We start from the raw sequence: 16,637 nt of genomic DNA, 5'->3' as shown, positions 1-16,637 counted from the left end.
ATATAGGAAAGTATATCATTTCGCCAACTTTCTCTATATTTCTACGCGAAACGTAAGCTTAGCCGCCAGAGGACGGCTTCAGCCGTTTACGCTTGAAATATAGGAAAGTATATCATTTCGCCAACTTTCTCTATATTTCTGCGCGAAACGTAAGCTTAGCCGCCAGATGACGGCTTCAGCCGTTTACGCTTGGCGTGACGCTATTTCATGCTTCAAGCAATAGTAAATATGGCATAGGCGAGCGCCCTGTAAAGGTCGTTTTTTTTTACGAGATTTATTTAAAATATGTCGAATTTAACATTCCGATAACATTTCTGCACATTGCTGTTGATGCTTCCGACCTATAGTGAGTTCAGAAGGAAATAGAAGGAAGGGTGATGGCGAGTGACATCGACTGTTCTGGAGAAAGAAAACCGTTTTGTAAATGAGCAAAATGAAGGTACTGATCCGAACGCACCACTTAACGGGCACCGGGAGCAGCAAGCAGCTGCTGGACAAGCACAGGAGCAGCAAGCAGCCGCAAGACCAACACGGGAGCTACAAACAGCTACCGGACAAGTACAGGATCAGAAAGAAGCGGAGAACAAAGCAAAGAAGGAAGCAATGAAGGAAGCAATGAAGGAAGCAGAAAAGGAAGATAAGGCATCGCCTGCTGCAAAGCAGCCAGTCTCGCAAACGGTGCGCTTGACGAATTTCTTGCGCCAAGCACCGACGATAAGCGCAGAGCGAACCTGCCGAGAAACGATCTCGGTGTTCAAGAAGCATCCGGAAAGCGAATGCATCATTGTAACGAACGAGCAAGGGGCTCCGATCGGCTTAATGATGCGCAATCACTTTTTCTTGAAGCTAGGCCATCGTTTTAGCGCCGATCTGTATGATGACAAGCCGATTACAAAGCTAATGGACGCAGCTCCGCTGCTCGTTGATCATAACGATGAACCGCAGCAGCTAATCGATAGCGCGCTAAGCCGGGATGACCGAGTGCTCTACGATTGCGTGATCGTCACCGCTAACCATAGGCTGGCAGGAGTATTGACCGTATCCGATTTGTTGAAGCTCTCCAGAATGCTTCAGCAGGAGGCAGTGGATGTACAGAAGAACACGATCCGCTCTGCTGAGAAGCGAGTGAAGGATATAGAGCATGCGGTAAGCAGCGTTCGTATGTCAACAGCGCAAGGCGAGTCGCTCTCGGCCCAAATGGTCGATCTAACGCTAACCGGCAAGAATGAGCTTGACAAGGTCACAGAAGCTTTTGGAGCGATTGCCTCCCATTCACAGCAGCAGGAAAAACGCATGAATGACTTGCAGTTGGAAGCAGGCTCGATCAGCAAGGTGTCCTCTCAAATCAAGGAGCTAGCAGAACAAAGCAACTTGCTTGCCCTTAATGCTTCTATAGAAGCAGCACGCGCAGGTCAGCATGGGCTTGGGTTTGCGGTAGTCGCAGGCGAGGTCATGAAGCTGGCCAGCCAAACGAAGCAGTTCGCGAATGAAATTACGACCTTAACGAAAACCGTCGTAGAAGCAATCTCGCAAACGACGGCGCTGGCACATGCTGGACGGAGCGAGACGATAGCCAGTGAAACGCATGTTAATGAGGCGGTAGAAGCCTTTAATCGCCTGTTTCGCGCCGCTGCGGATAACCGAAAAAGCAGCGAGCAGATCGGATTGTTGTCTGAACAGGCGCATCAGCAAGCAATTCATGTAGCTGACGAAATGGAGAAACTGCAGCAATCTTATTTTTAACATGGAGTTTACAAAAACAGAATACGAGGTTTACAAACGGCTAGTAGTATAAGAGGCACGGGGGATGACCCTGAGAGACAAAATAAGAGGAGTGGTAGAGTTGTTAAAGAAAAAAGGCTTTAAGGGGATCTTGATGTTGTCGATGGTGGTGCTGCTCGCATTTGCGGCTGCATGCGGTAATAATACAAACGGTGCAAATACAGGATCAGAAAATACAGGCGCTACGAACAATACGGCTACTAACGCACCAACGGAAGAAGCTGTGAAATTGTCAGGCGAAATTAAAATCGACGGTTCAAGCACGGTGTTCCCACTTACGGAAGCTGCTGCTGAAGAATTCAATAAAGAGCACACAGATGTACGCGTACCTGTTGGCGTATCCGGCACAGGCGGCGGCTTCAAACAGTTCTGTGCAGGCGAAATCGCAATTGCAGATGCTTCCCGCCCAATCAAGGAAGAAGAAGCAACAGCTTGTAAGGATGCAGGCATCGAGTACACGGAGCTTTCCGTAGCATTTGACGGCTTGTCCGTAGTCGTAAGCAAAGACAATGATTTTATCGACCACTTGACGGTTGAAGAGCTTAACAAAATTTTCGTTACAGGCAGCACAGTAGCTACTTGGAAAGACGTTCGCGACACATTCCCTGCTGAGCCGATCGTAATGTTCTCACCAGGCGCTGATTCCGGTACTTATGACTACTTCAACGAAGCTATTCTTGATAAAGCCGGCATTCGCAACGATAAAGCAATCAGCTTCTCTGAAGATGACAACGCGCTAGTTCAAGGCGTAGCAGGCAGCAAATACGGCATTGGCTACTTCGGCTTTGCTTACTTCGAAGAAAACCAAGACAAATTGAAAGTTGTTCCGGTTGACGGCGGCAGCGGCGCAATTGCACCGACTTACGACACGATCAAAGACGGAAGCTACGCTCCATTGTCCCGCCCGCTCTTCATCTACGTAAGCAACAAAGAGCTTGAGCGTCCAGAAGTAAAAGAATTCGCGAAATACTATATCAGCAACATTGGGAAATTTGCAGGCGAAGTTGGCTATGTATCCCTTCCAGATGAGCAATACGCTACGGAAGCAGCAAAAATTCAATAATCATTAAATGTGTCTAAATGAAAATGTGGTGTCTCGAGGGACATCACATTTTTCACGGCACATATGTAAACGAATTGTAAAGGCAAGAAGGAGGACGCCGCAATGCCAAGGCAAGGGCTGCAAACGGTCAATAAAGCTCAAACATTAAGCAAGGAAGCCTATGACTTCAAAAATAAACGCGTTAGCATCATGAATAAAGTGATGCCGATCCTATTGTTCCTATGTGCTTCCGTATCCGTTCTAACTACAATAGGCATCGTCGTCACGCTCATCTCGGAAACGTATCAGTTCTTTCAGAAAATACCGATTTTTGATTTCTTGTTTGGGACCAAATGGTCACCGTTAATCCCGCCCAAAAGCTTCGGTGTTCTGCCGCTCTTGTCAGGCACATTAATGATTACATTCATCGCTTGTTTAGTCGCTATTCCGCTTGGCCTAGCCAGTGCCATTTACTTATCGGAGTACGCGCCCAAACGGGTTCGCAAAATCGTCAAGCCAATCCTTGAGGTGCTGGCTGGCGTACCTACGATCGTATACGGTTATTTCGCTCTTAGCCTGATAACGCCGCTTATTCAAAGCATCTTCAACAGCGCTGGCGTGTTCAACGCGTTAAGCGCAGGAATCGTAGTTGGTATCATGATCATTCCAATGGTTTGCTCACTCAGCGAGGACGCGATGTCTTCGGTGCCGCGTACTTTGCGCGACGGTGCGTATGCCCTTGGCGCTACAAGATTTGAAGTTGCTTTGAAAATCGTCGTGCCAGCTGCTTTCTCCGGCATCGTCGCATCAGCCGTGCTTGCCTTCTCAAGAGCAATCGGCGAGACGATGATCGTTACGGTCGCGGCGGGATCAACGCCTAACATGACAGCCAATCCGCTCGACAGCATCCAGACAATGACGGCTTACATTGTTCAGGTCAGCCTCGGAGATACGCCGCACGGAACCATTGAGTACGGATCGATCTTCGCGGTCGGCATGACGCTGTTCGTCATTACATTCCTGCTCAATATTCTTGCCCAGTACATTGCAAGAAAATTCAGAGAGGAGTACTAAGATGAACATATTCCAAGATGCGAACCGCAAGCAAATTGCGGGCCGGCGGAGGACGGACTGGATGCTGCATATCCTATTCGTCATCGCGACCTCAATCGGCGTACTCGCCCTGTGCGCACTTATCATAGATATACTTATAGATGGCATATCCAGACTTCAGCCAGACTTGTTCACGAATTTCCCTTCCCGCAAAGCGGAAGGTTCGGGTATGAAGTCGGCACTCGTCGGTACGATTTATATGCTGCTAATCATGGCGCCGATCTCTTTCATCTTCGGTGTTGGCGCAGCCATCTATCTGGAAGAATATGCAAAAAAAGGCCGCGTTACAAGGATGATTCAACTGAATATCAGTACGCTAGCTGGCGTTCCATCCATTGTCTACGGCATTCTAGGCTTGACCCTGTTCGTTCGGCTTCTCTCGCTTGACCGCAGCCTTATCGCTGGCGCGCTCACGATGACGCTGCTGGTGCTTCCCATTATTATCGTTTCGGCGCAGGAAGCGATTCGCGCTGTTCCGAAATCGCGCCGCGATGCATCGTTTGCACTCGGTGCGACCAAATGGCAAACCGTTTCCCGTTCGGTTATGCCATCGGCTCTTCCAGGTGTTCTCACTGGCGTCATTCTTGCCATGTCGCGGGCAATCGGCGAGACGGCACCGCTTGTTATGATTGGTGCGCTTACGTACGTTGCGTTTTTGCCGGACGGTCTCAAGGATTCCTTTACCGTTATTCCGATTCAAGTGTATAACTGGCTGTCGAAGCCTCAGCTCGAATTCAAGGAGCTTGCGGCAAGCGGTATTATCGTGCTGCTCGCGCTCTTGCTGCTGATGAACTTCTCGGCTATCCTGCTACGCAACAAATACCAGAAGAACGTGTAAGGCGCTGCCGGCACAAGCACACCATTTTAGGAGGAAAACGACATGGAAGCACTTATTAACATTAACAAGCTGAATTTATTTTACGGCGCTTTCCACGCTTTGAAGGATGTATCGCTTACGATTCCCGAGAAAGCCATTACGGCTTTCATCGGACCATCCGGCTGCGGTAAATCGACGCTGCTTCGTACGCTCAACCGGATGAACGACATGATTCCGGGCACGCGCATCGAAGGCGGGATAGCGATCGGCGGGACCGAGATTTATTCGAATGAGGTAGACGTTGAAACGCTTCGCAAAAAAGTCGGAATGGTGTTCCAACAGCCGAATCCTTTCCCGAAATCAATCTACGACAACGTGGCATACGGGCCGCGCCTGCACGGCATCACAAGCAAGCGCGAGCTGGATGAAATCGTGGAAACCAGCTTGAAATCAGCTGTGCTTTGGGAAGAGGTCAAGGATCATTTGAAGCGTTCGGCCTTCGGCCTTTCCGGCGGTCAACAGCAGCGTCTCTGTATCGCCCGCGCTCTAGCCGTCAATCCGAACATTCTGCTCATGGATGAGGCAACCTCTGCGCTGGACCCGATCTCCACGCTCAAGATTGAGGAGCTTGCCCAAGAGCTGAAGGATAAATATACGATCGTGATGGTTACTCACAACATGCATCAGGCAGCCCGCGTATCGAACCAAACCGTGTTCTTCCTTAACGGGGAAGTTATTGAATACTCGGATACGGAGAAGCTGTTCTCCAACCCGACGGACCAGCGCACGGAAGATTATATCAGCGGTCGCTTCGGCTAAGCCGGAGTTAGCCATAAATGCAACTTAATTTGTAGGAGGAATGCCGTTGTGATGACCACACGCAAAGAGTTTGACCAGGGATTGGAGCATCTTCATAACCTGTTGATCGACATGGGTACATTCGTGGAAAAGGCGCTCGTTGAGTCAATGGAAGCGCTGAAGTCGGTTGATGTTTCCCGTGCCAAGCAGGTCATTGCGAAGGATCCGTCGCTGAACCAAATGGAAGAGAAGATTACAGAAATCGGCTCGAAGCTTATCGCTACGCAGCAGCCGGTTGCCAAGGACCTGCGCCGCATTTTGTCCGCGTTCAAGATTGCAAGCGACCTGGAGCGGATGGGTGACCTGTCTGTGGATATCGCCAAGGTTGTTCTCCGCCTGGAAGGCCAGGAGCTCATTAAGCCATTGATTGATTTGCCCCGCATGGCGGAAATCGTTCAGCTTATGACTTATGAGTCCATTCAGTCCTTTATTCAAGAGAACGTAGATTTGGCATACAAAATGGCGAAGGACGACGATCAAGTCGATGCCCTTTACGGTCAAATTACACGCGAACTGTATTCTCTTATGATGGAGAATCCTCGTAATATTACGCAATCGTCGCTGCTGAGCTTCGTTGGCCGCTATTTGGAGCGGTTCGGCGACCATGCTACGAACATCGGCGAGAGCGTCGTATACCTCGTTACGGGCAATAGACCGGATTTGAACGTGTAGCACAAATGTTCTTCTATAAAACCGTCAAAGCAAATATGCTTGGACGGTTTTTATATTTTCAGGTCATACGAACTACTTCGTGTCGAATTTTACCGAAAATTAACATATCTATGCATCTCTATTCACAATCGGCTGGTAAAGTAAGTGTCAAAGGAACTGAAATAGACGAAATTCGATCGAGGGGAATGGCATGAATGGAGTCGGGGTTGGGTTATTCAATCGGGATATGCTCCGCAGCATTAAAGAGCGCTGGCATGAAGGCGGCATAGGAGTCATTTATGTTCGATTTCGGCTGGGTAACGCGGCGGCGGAGAACGCTTTGCAGATGTGGGAAAGCGAAGAGAAAGCTTTATTTTGGCGGCAGCGGCTGGAATGGGATTACTTTTTTTTAATCGATCGCAAGCAGAAGGACGAGCCGATTATCAAGGTGATTGAAAAGTCGCTCGAGCGTCTGTATGGGAAGCTTCGCAAAGTCGTGTCCAATACGGAGAAGGAGCATGGAGCAGAGCATGAAGTAGAGGTGAACATTGGCATGTCTACCGCATTCCCCCCTGCAACAGGCCGCTCCTCGGAAGCGGTTGTATACCGGATGCTGCTCGATGCGATGGAGCATAGCGCTTATAATGTATCGCTTGGCAGGGAGAGGAAGGATGCGGGAGCGGCTGGCGTTCTGAGCCAAGCTGGTTACGGATTATCAGCTGTGGCTAGTGAAACGGTCATCCAGCAGGATTTGACGGGAAACCATGGGAGATCGGTTCGGATCGGAACGCTGGCCGTCCCGTTCCCCGTTTTTCCTGCCAGGGCTAGAGTGTCCGAAGTCGCTTACTTATTCGATACGAATGCGAAAGCGCAAGGCGCCGTTATTGTGGATCAAGGAAGGCCGATCGGCATACTCATGAAGGAAAAGCTGCATCAGATGCTTGCCGGTCAATTTGGGCTCCCCCTTTACTGGAACCGTCCGGTGGAACGAATCATGAATAACCAGCCGCTTATCGTGGATGAACAGCTGTCCGTCGAGCATGTTTCGCAGCTTGCGATGGCGCGTGAATTCTCACAGCTATACGATGTTGTGCTCATTACGAAGGACGGTCAAATGGCAGGAGCTGCCTCCATCCGTTCCATTCTGGAATGCATGACGACACTCCGCACGGAAGCGGCACGCACTGCTAATCCGCTTACGGGTCTGCCTGGCAATGAAGAAATTCAACTGGAGCTGAGCAGGCGAATCGGTGAAAAGGAGCCGTTCGCAGTCATTTATGCGGATCTGGATTATTTCAAATGGTATAACGATTGCTTTGGCTTCGGGATGGGCGATAACTTAATACGCTATTTGGGCGAGTTATTGCGCAGGGAGCTTGATCTCCTCGGCGGAAGCGATGATTTTATCGGTCATATCGGCGGGGACGATTTCATTGCGGTAACCAAGTCATCACTAGCCGAAGGCTTGTGCGAGGCGCTGATTAAACGATTCGATCAAGGTATAAAAGCATTCTATGGCGGCGTTGAGGTCACGAGCGTAGAGGACCGCCACGGAAACCCCGTTGAACAGGAGGGTGTGACGCTCTCTTTGTCACTTATGATGTGGGATGGCAGGGTACCACTTGCGACGGAGGAAATTCCAAGACGGGCAGCTATGCTGAAGAAGCAGGCGAAGGCGCTGAAGGGCAGCATCTGCGTCATGGATCATATTTCAGGAATGCATCATGGAGAGGAACGGAACCGAAATTGAGACAAGTACGGGACATATGGCGGCTAAACGGAGCGGACAACGAAAGCACCGGCCATCTTGGCATAATCTATTTGTCATGGCAGCTTTCCTCCGACGATCAGAAGGACAGCATGGCCTCGTTGCAGGAGCGGTGGCGCGAATTTGCGGAGCGCGAGGCGGAGGAAGCTTTTAACAGTTCACTGCTGTATGAAGGGCTTCAATGGGTGAAGGAGGATCTTTTCATACATATGCGATTGCCGACAGGTAAGGCCAAGCTGCTGGAGGGCTGGCTTTTGGAGCTTGCCCATAAGCATACGACGGAGTGGGAGCAGCGTTTTGTCGAAGGGTTGGACAAAATAGCCTCGGACAGCACGGAAGCTCGGCTTCATGTCGGTGTCGCCGTTGCGTCGAATGAGTCGAATACGGCTGACGGATTGGTCTGGTATGAGGTGATGAAAAAAGCGATCCTGCACGGCCAAGCAGCGGACGCGATGGAACACAGCATGAAACGGCGCGCAATCGATCAGATCATTTGCGATCGGATGATTTATCCGGTGTATCAGCCGATTGTATCGCTTCAGAAGCAAGGGAAAATATTCGGATATGAGTCGCTTACCAGAACCGTGGACCGCTCGTGGTTCGCGGGACCGATGGATTTATTCCTCTTCGCGGAGAAGGAAGGCTTAACCTACACCTTGGACCGGCTAGCTAGAGAGAAGGCGATAGACGGCTGCATCTCGCTGGCGCCGGATCAGAAGCTGTTTATAAATGTAATGGCGCAAATTATGGAGGACCCCAGCTTTTCGCCGGGTCAAACGTTAAGCTTGCTGGAGCAGCATAAGCTCTCGCCGCATCATGTCGTGTTTGAAATAACGGAGCGGAATTCGATTGCTGATTTCGGAACGGTCAAAAAAGCGCTGGAGCATTACCGGAGCCAGGGTTATCAAATCGCGATTGATGACGTAGGCGCGGGTTATTCCTCCTTGCAGTCAATTGTAGAGCTGCGCCCTGATTACTTAAAGGTCGACCGATCCATCGTCCAGAATATCCATCTCGATGAGATGAAGGAGCATATCCTGTATACATTGATCCAGCTTGCGCTCAAAATGGACATTTCGGTCATTGCCGAGGGAATCGAGCTGGAGGAGGAGCTGGCGAAGGTTCGCGAAATGGGCGTCCAATATGCGCAGGGCTATTTGCTAGGGCGGCCAGCACCGTTCGATACGAATAAGCTATAATCGTGAAGGTTAGGCTTTCCTTAGGCAGCGATGCTTGGGGAAAGCCGTTTTGTGCTATAATGGAACGTATGAAAGCTACATAAAGAAGGTGTGATTCCTTATGGAAAAATGGATGCTCATTGATGGAAACAGCATCATATACCGCGCGTTTTTCGCGATCCCGCCGCTGACGAATTCGTCCGGCAGCCATACGAACGCGATATTCGGATTTACGACGATGCTGCTCAAGCTGCTTGAGCAAGAAAAACCGACGCATGTGCTGGTTGCGTTCGATGCCGGGAAGGTTACGTTTCGCCACGAAGGCTACGCAGAATACAAAGGCGGAAGGCAGAAGACGCCGCCAGAGCTGTCGGAGCAATTCCCCGTGCTAAAAGAGCTGCTGGGTGCTTTTAATATTTCGCAGTACGAACTGGCTGGTTATGAGGCGGATGACATTATCGGCACGCTTACGAAGGCAGCTGACGACAAAGGCGTCGAGACATTCGTCGTAACCGGGGACAAGGATATGCTTCAGCTTGCTTCCGAAAAGGTGACGATTGCGGTTACACGCAAGGGTGTCAGCGAGGTTGATCTGTACACGCCAGAAGCAATCCAAGAAAAATACGGACTGGTGCCGATGCAGATTATTGATCTGAAGGGTCTGATGGGCGATGTCTCCGATAATATCCCTGGCGTTCCGGGCGTTGGAGAAAAAACGGCGCTGAAGCTGCTGCACGAGCACGGCACAGTCGAGAACGTCCTTGCCAACCTGGACAAGCTGAAGGGCAAGTTGAAGGAAAACATCGAGACGCATAAGGACGATGCGGAGATGAGCAAGAAGCTGGCGACGATCTTTCGCGAGGTGCCGTTCGAGAAAAGCATAGACGAGCTCAGCTATGCGGGTTATGACGGGCCAAAGCTGGCTGAAGCGTTCCGCAAGCTCGAATTCAAGTCATTGATTGAACGGCTGCAGCTTGGCGCGGAAGCAGGCGATATGGAAGAAGAAGCTCAGGCTGCAGCGGCTGATCTGTCGATTCACGTGATCGAATCCGAGCAGCATAAGGAAGCGCTTGACCGACTCGTGGACATACTCGGCAAAACAGATAAAAACGGCCTATACATCGAAGCGATTGGCGAAAACCCGCATCATGCCGAGCTGATCGGTCTCGCGATTGCAGCAGAAGATGCCGTATTCGCGATGCCTTACTCGGTAATTAAGCAGCCTTTTGCCGCTAAGCTGCGCGACTGGCTTGAGCAAGCGGATAAGCCGAAATACGGCTTTGACCTGCATAAGGTTGAGCTTGCGCTCAAGTGGAGCGGGATTGGCTTCGAAGGCTCAGCGTTCGACGTTCAGCTCGCCGCATACCTGCTTGATCCAACCGAAGCAAGCCAGACGCTGAGCGGCATCAACGAGAAGCAAGGACTGTCCCTGCTGCCGCCGGATGAAGCGGTATACGGGAAGGGCGCGAAGTTCAAAGTACCGGATGCGGATACGCTATATCGGCACTTGTCACTGAAGGCGGAAGCGGTTCGAAAGCTGGTGCCGCTGTTAACCGAAGAGCTGAGCAATACGGGGATGAGCAAGCTTTATTTTGACATGGAGCATCCATTGTCCCGTATCCTAGCAGGTATGGAATTTCAGGGGATTAAGGTGAAATCCGAGGAGCTGGAAGCGCTTGGCCGCAACCTGGAGGGGCAGCTTACGACGATCATTAGCAACGTGTACAAGCTCGCCGGGATGGAATTCAACATTGGTTCACCAAAGCAGCTTGGCGAGGTCCTGTTCGAGAAGCTGGGACTGCCCGCCAAGAAAAAGACGAAAACAGGTTATTCTACGGATGCTGAGGTACTAGAGGAGCTCGCGCCTTATCATGACATTATTCCGCTCATCCTGCATTACCGCCAGCTCTCCAAGCTGCAGTCCACTTATGTAGAAGGGCTGCTGAAGGAGGTACGCAAGGAAACGGGCAAGATCCATACCTATTACCGCCAGACGATTGCAGCAACGGGCCGTCTAAGCAGTCAGTTCCCGAACCTGCAGAATATCCCGATCCGCTTGGAGGAAGGACGCCAAATCCGCAAGGCATTCGTGCCGTCTGAGCCTGGCTGGTCCATTGTCGCAGCCGACTATTCGCAGATTGAGCTGCGCGTGCTTGCGCATATTGCAGATGACGAGAACATGAAGGAAGCTTTCATACATGATATGGATATTCATACGAAGACGGCGATGGACGTGTTCGGAGTTACAGCCGAAGAGGTCGATTCCAATATGCGCCGCTCAGCGAAGGCGGTTAACTTCGGTATCGTATATGGCATCAGCGATTTCGGTTTGTCGCAGAATCTTGGCATCACGCGTAATGAGGCCGGAAAGTTTATCTCGGATTACAAGGAGGTATTCAAAGGCGTTCGCCAGTATATGCTTGATATCGTGCAGCAAGCTAAGCGTGACGGCTATGTGGCGACACTTCTGGAGCGCAGGCGTTATCTGAATGACATTAATGCTTCCAATTTCAACCTGCGTTCCTTTGCGGAGCGCACGGCGATGAATACGCCTATTCAAGGTACGGCAGCCGATATTATCAAGCTGGCGATGGTGCATATGGACGCGACGCTGCGCGAGCGCAAGCTGAAGAGCCGCATGCTGCTGCAGGTACACGATGAGCTCGTATTCGAGGTGCCGCAGGATGAGCTGGAGCTGATGAAGACGCTGGTGCCGGAAGTCATGGCAGGCGCGCTTAAGCTGGACGTTCCGCTTAAGGCCGATATGAGCTTCGGTGACAATTGGTATGAAGCAAAGTAACCCGCTGGCGCGCTGTTTCGGGTATAATGGTTGTTGAGGTGAGGAGAATATGCCTGAATTGCCAGAGGTAGAAACCGTAAGAAGAACATTGATCGAACTTGTCGCGGGAAAACGAATCCAGTCCGTTACGGTTAAACTCCCGCGTATTATACAGCGCCCTGCAGAGACTGAACAGTTCGCAGATGCTTTGGCTGGACATACGATTCAGACCGTTGAGCGTCGCGGCAAATTTCTGCGGATCATATTGGACGGACTCGTTCTGGTCTCGCATTTGCGCATGGAAGGCCGCTACGGCGTATTCCCTTCGGACGAGCCGGTCGAGCTGCATACGCATGTGATATTCCATTTCGAGGACGGCACAGATCTCCGCTACAAGGATGTGCGCCAATTCGGCACAATGCATCTGTTCACAGCAGGGCAGGATCTGGAGCTGCCGCCGCTGAACAAGCTGGGCATAGAGCCGCTTGAGCCTGACTTTACTGTTGAATTGCTGCGAAGCAAGCTGGAGAAGCGGGCTACGAAAATAAAGCCGCTGCTGCTTAATCAAGAGCATATTGTCGGACTTGGCAACATTTATGTGGATGAAGCGTTGTTTCTGGCTCGCATCCATCCCGAACGTTCGCCTAGTTCATTGAAGCCGGCAGAGTGGAAACGTTTGTACAAGGCAATACGGTCGACGCTTGCGCATGCGGTAGAAGCGGGCGGTTCATCAATCAAGTCTTACGTGAATGGGCAAGGCGAGATGGGGATGTTCCAGCATCAACTGCTCGTCTACGGCAAGAAGGATGAGCCATGCCCGAACTGTTCGAGACCTATTTATAAATTTGTCGTAGGCGGAAGAGGCACGCATATTTGCAGTAAATGCCAGACATTGGAGGAAGCAGGACAGCTCAAGGCAAAGTAGCATTTTGGATCGACATGCACAGACAAATACTCCCCGCATATGATAAACGTGTTACGAACAATAGGCGAATGACTACTCGGAGCTTCTGAGTGAGCCGGATATTCGCCGTGCGGGGAGGGACTTTACGATTGTTCGCGCATGTTGCTTCACTGTTAGTGCTTGCTTTTGCTGTTAGCTTGGATGGATTTGGTGTTGGCGTTACGTACGGCTTGCGGAGAATTCGCATCCCTATGCTGTCGGTACTTATCATTGCTTGCTGCTCGGGTTTAATTATTTATTTATCCATGCAAGTCGGCGGCTTGCTAACCAGCTTTCTGTCTGAATTCGCAGCGCGGCTCATCGGTGCTTGTGTGCTTATTCTCATCGGTGGCTGGGCGCTGCTGCAGCTTAGAAAAGGAAAGCATGCTGACGAGTCAGGCGATTCTACAGTTGCTTCGCGGATTGAGAGTGCCGCTGCGGCTGAAGGCAGTCCACATGCCCATGCTGGCGAGATTGCGAGTGCTGCACTCGTTGTCATGGTTGAGCTGAAACGGCTGGGTCTAGTCATTCAGATTCTAAAAACGCCGCAAGCTGCCGATGTCGACAAATCAGGAACGATCTCCGCATCGGAAGCGGTCATGCTTGGCGTGGCATTGTCACTCGATGCATTCGGTGCTGGACTTGGCGCAGCATTGATCGGCTTGCCTTCCTTGCTGACGGCTTTGACGATCGCGGCTGCAAGTGCCATCTTCTTAATAGGCGGAATGCGTTTCGGCTTTCGCTTCTCGGCCTGGAGAGGCATGCAAACATTATCTTTGCTTCCTGGCATATTATTGATCATGATGGGAATCATGAAGCTGTTATAATTAGAGGTGAAATGGATGAGAATCGGATTAACCGGCGGTATTGCCAGCGGTAAGAGCACTATCGCCAACATGCTGGTGGAACGCGGTGCGCTGCTGGTCGATGCCGATCAAGTCGCAAGGGAGGTCGTGCTTCCGGGCCAGCCGGCACTGGAGGCAATCGCCTCTACGTTTGGACAAGCTGTGCTTGAAAGCGATGGCTCTCTTAACCGCAAGGAGCTTGGAGCTATCGTTTTTCAGGATAAAAGCATGCTGATGAAGCTCGAAGCCATTACTCACCCGGCCATCCGTGCAAGCATGCAGGCGACTATACATACCTTCGCGGAACAATTCCCAAACCGGCTGATCGTAGCTGACGTGCCGCTGCTGTATGAAACCAAGCAGGAAGAGCTGTATGACGGCATTATGGTCGTTTACGTGCCTGCAGAGCTGCAGAAGGTTCGATTAATGGCGCGGAATCAAGTTACGGAAGAAGAAGCCATTCGCCGGATCGCGCTGCAGATGGATATTGAACGGAAGCGTGCGCTGGCTGACTTTGTCATCGACAACAGCGGATCGCTAGAGGATACGAAACGCCAGCTGGATGCATTCTGGGAAAGTCAGTGCTTGTTATGAAAGTGCTGCTGAAGAAAAGAGTTCTTCTGGTGCTGTTGCTGGGGCTGCTGACGATTATGTTTCTGAAATCGGACTGGCTGGCCACTGTGATGTATCCCGTGAAATATAAAGATGATATTCGAGCCAGCGCATCCAATTACAAGGTTGAACCACATTTGGTTGCCGCGATTATACGCAGTGAAACGAATTACCAGACAGGCAAGGATTCAAAGAAAGGCGCTTTGGGCTTGATGCAAATTATGCCGGATACGGCAGAATGGGTCGTGCAAAAGGCTGGCTTTCAGGATGTTACGGAGGATACGCTTCGGCATCGCGCGGATGTCAGCATCGAGGTTGGATCTTGGTATTTGAAGTCGTTGAATCAGCAGTTTGACCAGAATATGGTCGCTGCCGTTGCTGCCTATAATGCTGGGCCGGGCAATGTTCGGAAATGGCTGGATACGGGCGTGTGGGATGGATCGATTGAAAAGGTAAAGGAAATCCCATTCGGTGAGACGAGGCACTATGTACAGCGGGTTATTTATTATTATAATAAGTATAAGGAGTTATATCCTAGCTTTTAAGTCAAACGAGCAGTTGCCAATTCGAAAATACAATGAAGCCTTGGTGGCCCGTCGCTTCTTGGACGGGCCCAGCCAAAGCTTCCGTTATTCATACAACTTTTAATGAATCATTATTTGTATTGACCAGCAAGGGATTGCTCGGCAATTTGCACTAGGCGGCGGGTAATGTATCCCCCGATGGAGCCTGCGTCTTTTGTAGCCATGTTGCCGTAGTATCCGTCTTGCGGAATTGCGATGCCTAGCTCTTGAGCAACTTCATATTTCATTTGATCAAGGGCAGCTGTCGCTTGTGGCACTACCAATTGGTTACTGCTGCGGGATGCGCTCATGTATGTTCACCTCCTTGCGGTTGGTAAAAGTATTATGTGCAAAAATCGAAACTTCATTACAGGAATTACATGGAAATTAAAATTTTTTTTGAATAGCCGAATTATAAGGCATTCAGCGAATAGGAAAGGAGGCAATATCGTTATGAAATGCCCATACTGCGACTATGCCGGAACGAAAGTATTAGACTCCAGGCCAGCCAACGAGAACAAATCAATCCGCCGTCGCCGCGAGTGTGAGAAGTGCAGCCGCCGATTCACAACTTTCGAGATGATTGAAGAAACGCCTCTTATTGTGATCAAGAAGGATGGAAGCCGTGAAGAGTTCAGTCGCGACAAAATTTTGCGAGGTCTCATCCGTGCCTGCGAGAAGCGGCCAGTGCCTGTTGAGCGTCTCGAGGTTATCGTATCCGAGGTAGAGAAGGAGCTGCGCACGACGGCTCATGCCGAGGTCGACAGCAGCGATATAGGAGCTATCGTTATGAATGAGCTGTATCCGGTTGATGAGGTAGCATACGTCCGCTTCGCGTCCGTTTATCGTCAATTCAAGGACATCGATATGTTCATGAAGGAGCTTAACAACCTGTTGTCCAAGCACCCCCTCAACAGTATGATAGATAAGGATTGACAGATATTAGCACGATATGCTAAGATCAATCTTGTCGTTATTTAGGGCCTTAGCTCAGCTGGGAGTGCGAGCTGGCTAATTATAGACCCATAAGATTTGCATACCTGAGGAATTAGAATTAGCACGGGGGCTTAGCTCAGCTGGGAGAGCGCTTGCATGGCATGCAAGAGGTCAGCGGTTCGATCCCGCTAGTCTCCACCATAAAACAACCGCGTAACGCTTGGTTTTCCAAGCGTTTTTTTTTTGAGTCGTTTACCCGCAAATTCCACCGAAGGTGGAATACTCCATTACGGAATACGGCATGAGCCTGGCTCCGGTTATAGAAGCCTTGCACCAATGGGGAGCGGCCCATATCGAGCGTAAGAAGCTCGGAGAAGCAGAAAATGAGCGAAAAGAACTGGACTAGCGTTCGAGATAGTCCGGTTCTATTTTGTAGCTGAGCATATGTGCAGGCGGTCGGAACCAATGTGTGTGAGCTTAAACCACTTCATTCGAAGTGGTATTTTTTTTGTTTGGTAGAGCCAATCTGCTTTGGAAGTTTATTGGAGGAATTGAAATCTCTTGGAGGTAAGATTGAAATCAAGCTTCGTTTGGCCAATCATTGGAATGAAACAAATAGCATGCCTTATCTTTATCGTCGTACTCTTCATGTGTTAACTACCTGTAAAGTTTAGCGAGACAACGTTGTTTTTTCATTAAATTAATATTGCCCCCGTAAAGGATAAGACTGCCTCATTGGAACTTTATTGC

15 protein-coding genes, 1 tRNA gene and 1 pseudogene are annotated in these 16,637 nt (G+C 50.3%); 16 read left to right on the top strand and 1 reads right to left on the bottom strand.

The window, feature by feature from the left end; translation table 11 throughout:
- Positions 1 to 384 precede the first annotated feature (384 nt).
- The 13 genes from FHS16_RS32415 to FHS16_RS07495 all read left to right on the top strand — a co-directional run bounded on the left by FHS16_RS32415 (position 385) and on the right by FHS16_RS07495 (position 14,933).
- Positions 385 to 1,743, top strand: coding sequence for a methyl-accepting chemotaxis protein (locus FHS16_RS32415; protein WP_183560484.1), 1,359 nt, complete (start codon positions 385 to 387; stop codon positions 1,741 to 1,743).
- A 100-nt stretch (positions 1,744 to 1,843) separates the two neighbouring features.
- On the top strand, positions 1,844 to 2,845 hold the full coding sequence (locus FHS16_RS07550; protein ID WP_246431645.1) for a PstS family phosphate ABC transporter substrate-binding protein: 1,002 nt from the start codon (positions 1,844 to 1,846) through the stop codon (positions 2,843 to 2,845).
- A gap of 189 nt (positions 2,846 to 3,034) precedes the next feature.
- The gene (gene pstC, locus FHS16_RS07545; protein ID WP_246431658.1) at positions 3,035 to 3,898 is read left to right on the top strand and encodes a phosphate ABC transporter permease subunit PstC; all 864 of its coding nucleotides are present in this window, start codon (positions 3,035 to 3,037) and stop codon (positions 3,896 to 3,898) included.
- A gap of 1 nt (position 3,899) precedes the next feature.
- Positions 3,900 to 4,775 carry a phosphate ABC transporter permease PstA gene (gene pstA, locus FHS16_RS07540; RefSeq protein WP_183560478.1) on the top strand — a complete coding sequence of 292 codons (876 nt, stop codon included), beginning with the start codon at positions 3,900 to 3,902 and terminating at the stop codon, positions 4,773 to 4,775.
- Between the two features lie 42 nt (positions 4,776 to 4,817).
- A complete protein-coding gene (pstB, locus tag FHS16_RS07535) occupies positions 4,818 to 5,573 on the top strand; it encodes a phosphate ABC transporter ATP-binding protein PstB (protein ID WP_138755402.1) in 756 nt (251 codons plus the stop codon).
- Between the two features lie 51 nt (positions 5,574 to 5,624).
- Positions 5,625 to 6,284, top strand: coding sequence for a phosphate signaling complex protein PhoU (phoU, locus tag FHS16_RS07530; RefSeq protein WP_183560561.1), 660 nt, complete (start codon positions 5,625 to 5,627; stop codon positions 6,282 to 6,284).
- A gap of 190 nt (positions 6,285 to 6,474) precedes the next feature.
- A complete protein-coding gene (locus FHS16_RS07525) occupies positions 6,475 to 8,013 on the top strand; it encodes a diguanylate cyclase domain-containing protein (protein WP_183560476.1) in 1,539 nt (512 codons plus the stop codon).
- Positions 8,010 to 9,230 carry an EAL domain-containing protein gene (locus FHS16_RS07520; protein ID WP_183560468.1) on the top strand — a complete coding sequence of 407 codons (1,221 nt, stop codon included), beginning with the start codon at positions 8,010 to 8,012 and terminating at the stop codon, positions 9,228 to 9,230. The genes FHS16_RS07525 and FHS16_RS07520 overlap by 4 nt, the downstream gene beginning before the upstream one ends.
- A gap of 100 nt (positions 9,231 to 9,330) precedes the next feature.
- Positions 9,331 to 12,009, top strand: a complete 2,679-nt coding sequence (gene polA, locus FHS16_RS07515; RefSeq protein WP_183560466.1) for a DNA polymerase I — start codon at positions 9,331 to 9,333, stop codon at positions 12,007 to 12,009.
- Between the two features lie 49 nt (positions 12,010 to 12,058).
- Entirely contained in the window at positions 12,059 to 12,913 is an 855-nt protein-coding gene (gene mutM, locus FHS16_RS07510; RefSeq protein WP_183560464.1) for a DNA-formamidopyrimidine glycosylase, read from the top strand.
- Positions 12,914 to 13,041: 128 nt separating this feature from the next.
- Complete coding sequence (locus FHS16_RS07505) at positions 13,042 to 13,758, top strand: MntP/YtaF family protein (RefSeq protein ID WP_183560462.1); 717 nt, start codon at positions 13,042 to 13,044, stop codon at positions 13,756 to 13,758.
- A gap of 15 nt (positions 13,759 to 13,773) precedes the next feature.
- Positions 13,774 to 14,370, top strand: a complete 597-nt coding sequence (gene coaE / locus FHS16_RS07500) for a dephospho-CoA kinase (protein ID WP_183560460.1) — start codon at positions 13,774 to 13,776, stop codon at positions 14,368 to 14,370.
- Positions 14,367 to 14,933, top strand: a complete 567-nt coding sequence (locus FHS16_RS07495) for a lytic transglycosylase domain-containing protein (RefSeq protein WP_183560559.1) — start codon at positions 14,367 to 14,369, stop codon at positions 14,931 to 14,933. The genes coaE and FHS16_RS07495 overlap by 4 nt, the downstream gene beginning before the upstream one ends.
- A gap of 110 nt (positions 14,934 to 15,043) precedes the next feature.
- Here the strand turns inward: FHS16_RS07495 and FHS16_RS07490 are convergent, their stop codons facing one another.
- On the bottom strand, positions 15,044 to 15,262 hold the full coding sequence (locus tag FHS16_RS07490; protein WP_053377233.1) for an alpha/beta-type small acid-soluble spore protein: 219 nt from the start codon (positions 15,260 to 15,262) through the stop codon (positions 15,044 to 15,046).
- Positions 15,263 to 15,404: 142 nt separating this feature from the next.
- Here FHS16_RS07490 and nrdR point away from each other — a divergent pair, with 142 nt between their 5' ends.
- From nrdR to FHS16_RS07475, 3 genes and pseudogenes are all read left to right on the top strand, one after another.
- Positions 15,405 to 15,887 (top strand): transcriptional regulator NrdR, encoded by a 483-nt coding sequence (gene nrdR, locus FHS16_RS07485; protein WP_183560458.1) that lies wholly within the window; start codon positions 15,405 to 15,407, stop codon positions 15,885 to 15,887.
- Between the two features lie 125 nt (positions 15,888 to 16,012).
- Positions 16,013 to 16,088 (top strand) — tRNA-Ala (locus tag FHS16_RS07480).
- Between the two features lie 46 nt (positions 16,089 to 16,134).
- Positions 16,135 to 16,293: pseudogene (locus tag FHS16_RS07475) on the top strand (winged helix-turn-helix transcriptional regulator); the annotation flags it as partial.
- Positions 16,294 to 16,637 lie beyond the last annotated feature (344 nt).

It is taken from the genome of Paenibacillus endophyticus (genome assembly GCF_014192395.1).
Classification (GTDB): Bacteria; Bacillota; Bacilli; order Paenibacillales; family Paenibacillaceae; genus Pristimantibacillus; species Pristimantibacillus endophyticus.
Note: the sequence above shows the minus strand (reverse complement) of the source record. Positions and strands in the feature narration are given on the sequence as shown.

Bases quoted from the DNA above. Each gene is read 5' to 3' on its own strand.
- pstA (WP_183560478.1), top strand. From the start codon at position 3,900: ATGAACATATTCCAAGATGCGAACCGCAAGCAAATTGCGGGCCGGCGG.
- pstB (WP_138755402.1), top strand. From the start codon at position 4,818: ATGGAAGCACTTATTAACATTAACAAGCTGAATTTATTTTACGGCGCT.
- FHS16_RS07495 (WP_183560559.1), top strand. From the start codon at position 14,367: ATGAAAGTGCTGCTGAAGAAAAGAGTTCTTCTGGTGCTGTTGCTGGGG.
- FHS16_RS07525 (WP_183560476.1), top strand. From the start codon at position 6,475: ATGAATGGAGTCGGGGTTGGGTTATTCAATCGGGATATGCTCCGCAGC.
- polA (WP_183560466.1), top strand. From the start codon at position 9,331: ATGGAAAAATGGATGCTCATTGATGGAAACAGCATCATATACCGCGCG.
- FHS16_RS07490 (WP_053377233.1), bottom strand. From the start codon at position 15,262: ATGAGCGCATCCCGCAGCAGTAACCAATTGGTAGTGCCACAAGCGACA.
- nrdR (WP_183560458.1), top strand. From the start codon at position 15,405: ATGAAATGCCCATACTGCGACTATGCCGGAACGAAAGTATTAGACTCC.
- pstC (WP_246431658.1), top strand. From the start codon at position 3,035: ATGAATAAAGTGATGCCGATCCTATTGTTCCTATGTGCTTCCGTATCC.
- coaE (WP_183560460.1), top strand. From the start codon at position 13,774: ATGAGAATCGGATTAACCGGCGGTATTGCCAGCGGTAAGAGCACTATC.
- mutM (WP_183560464.1), top strand. From the start codon at position 12,059: ATGCCTGAATTGCCAGAGGTAGAAACCGTAAGAAGAACATTGATCGAA.
- phoU (WP_183560561.1), top strand. From the start codon at position 5,625: ATGACCACACGCAAAGAGTTTGACCAGGGATTGGAGCATCTTCATAAC.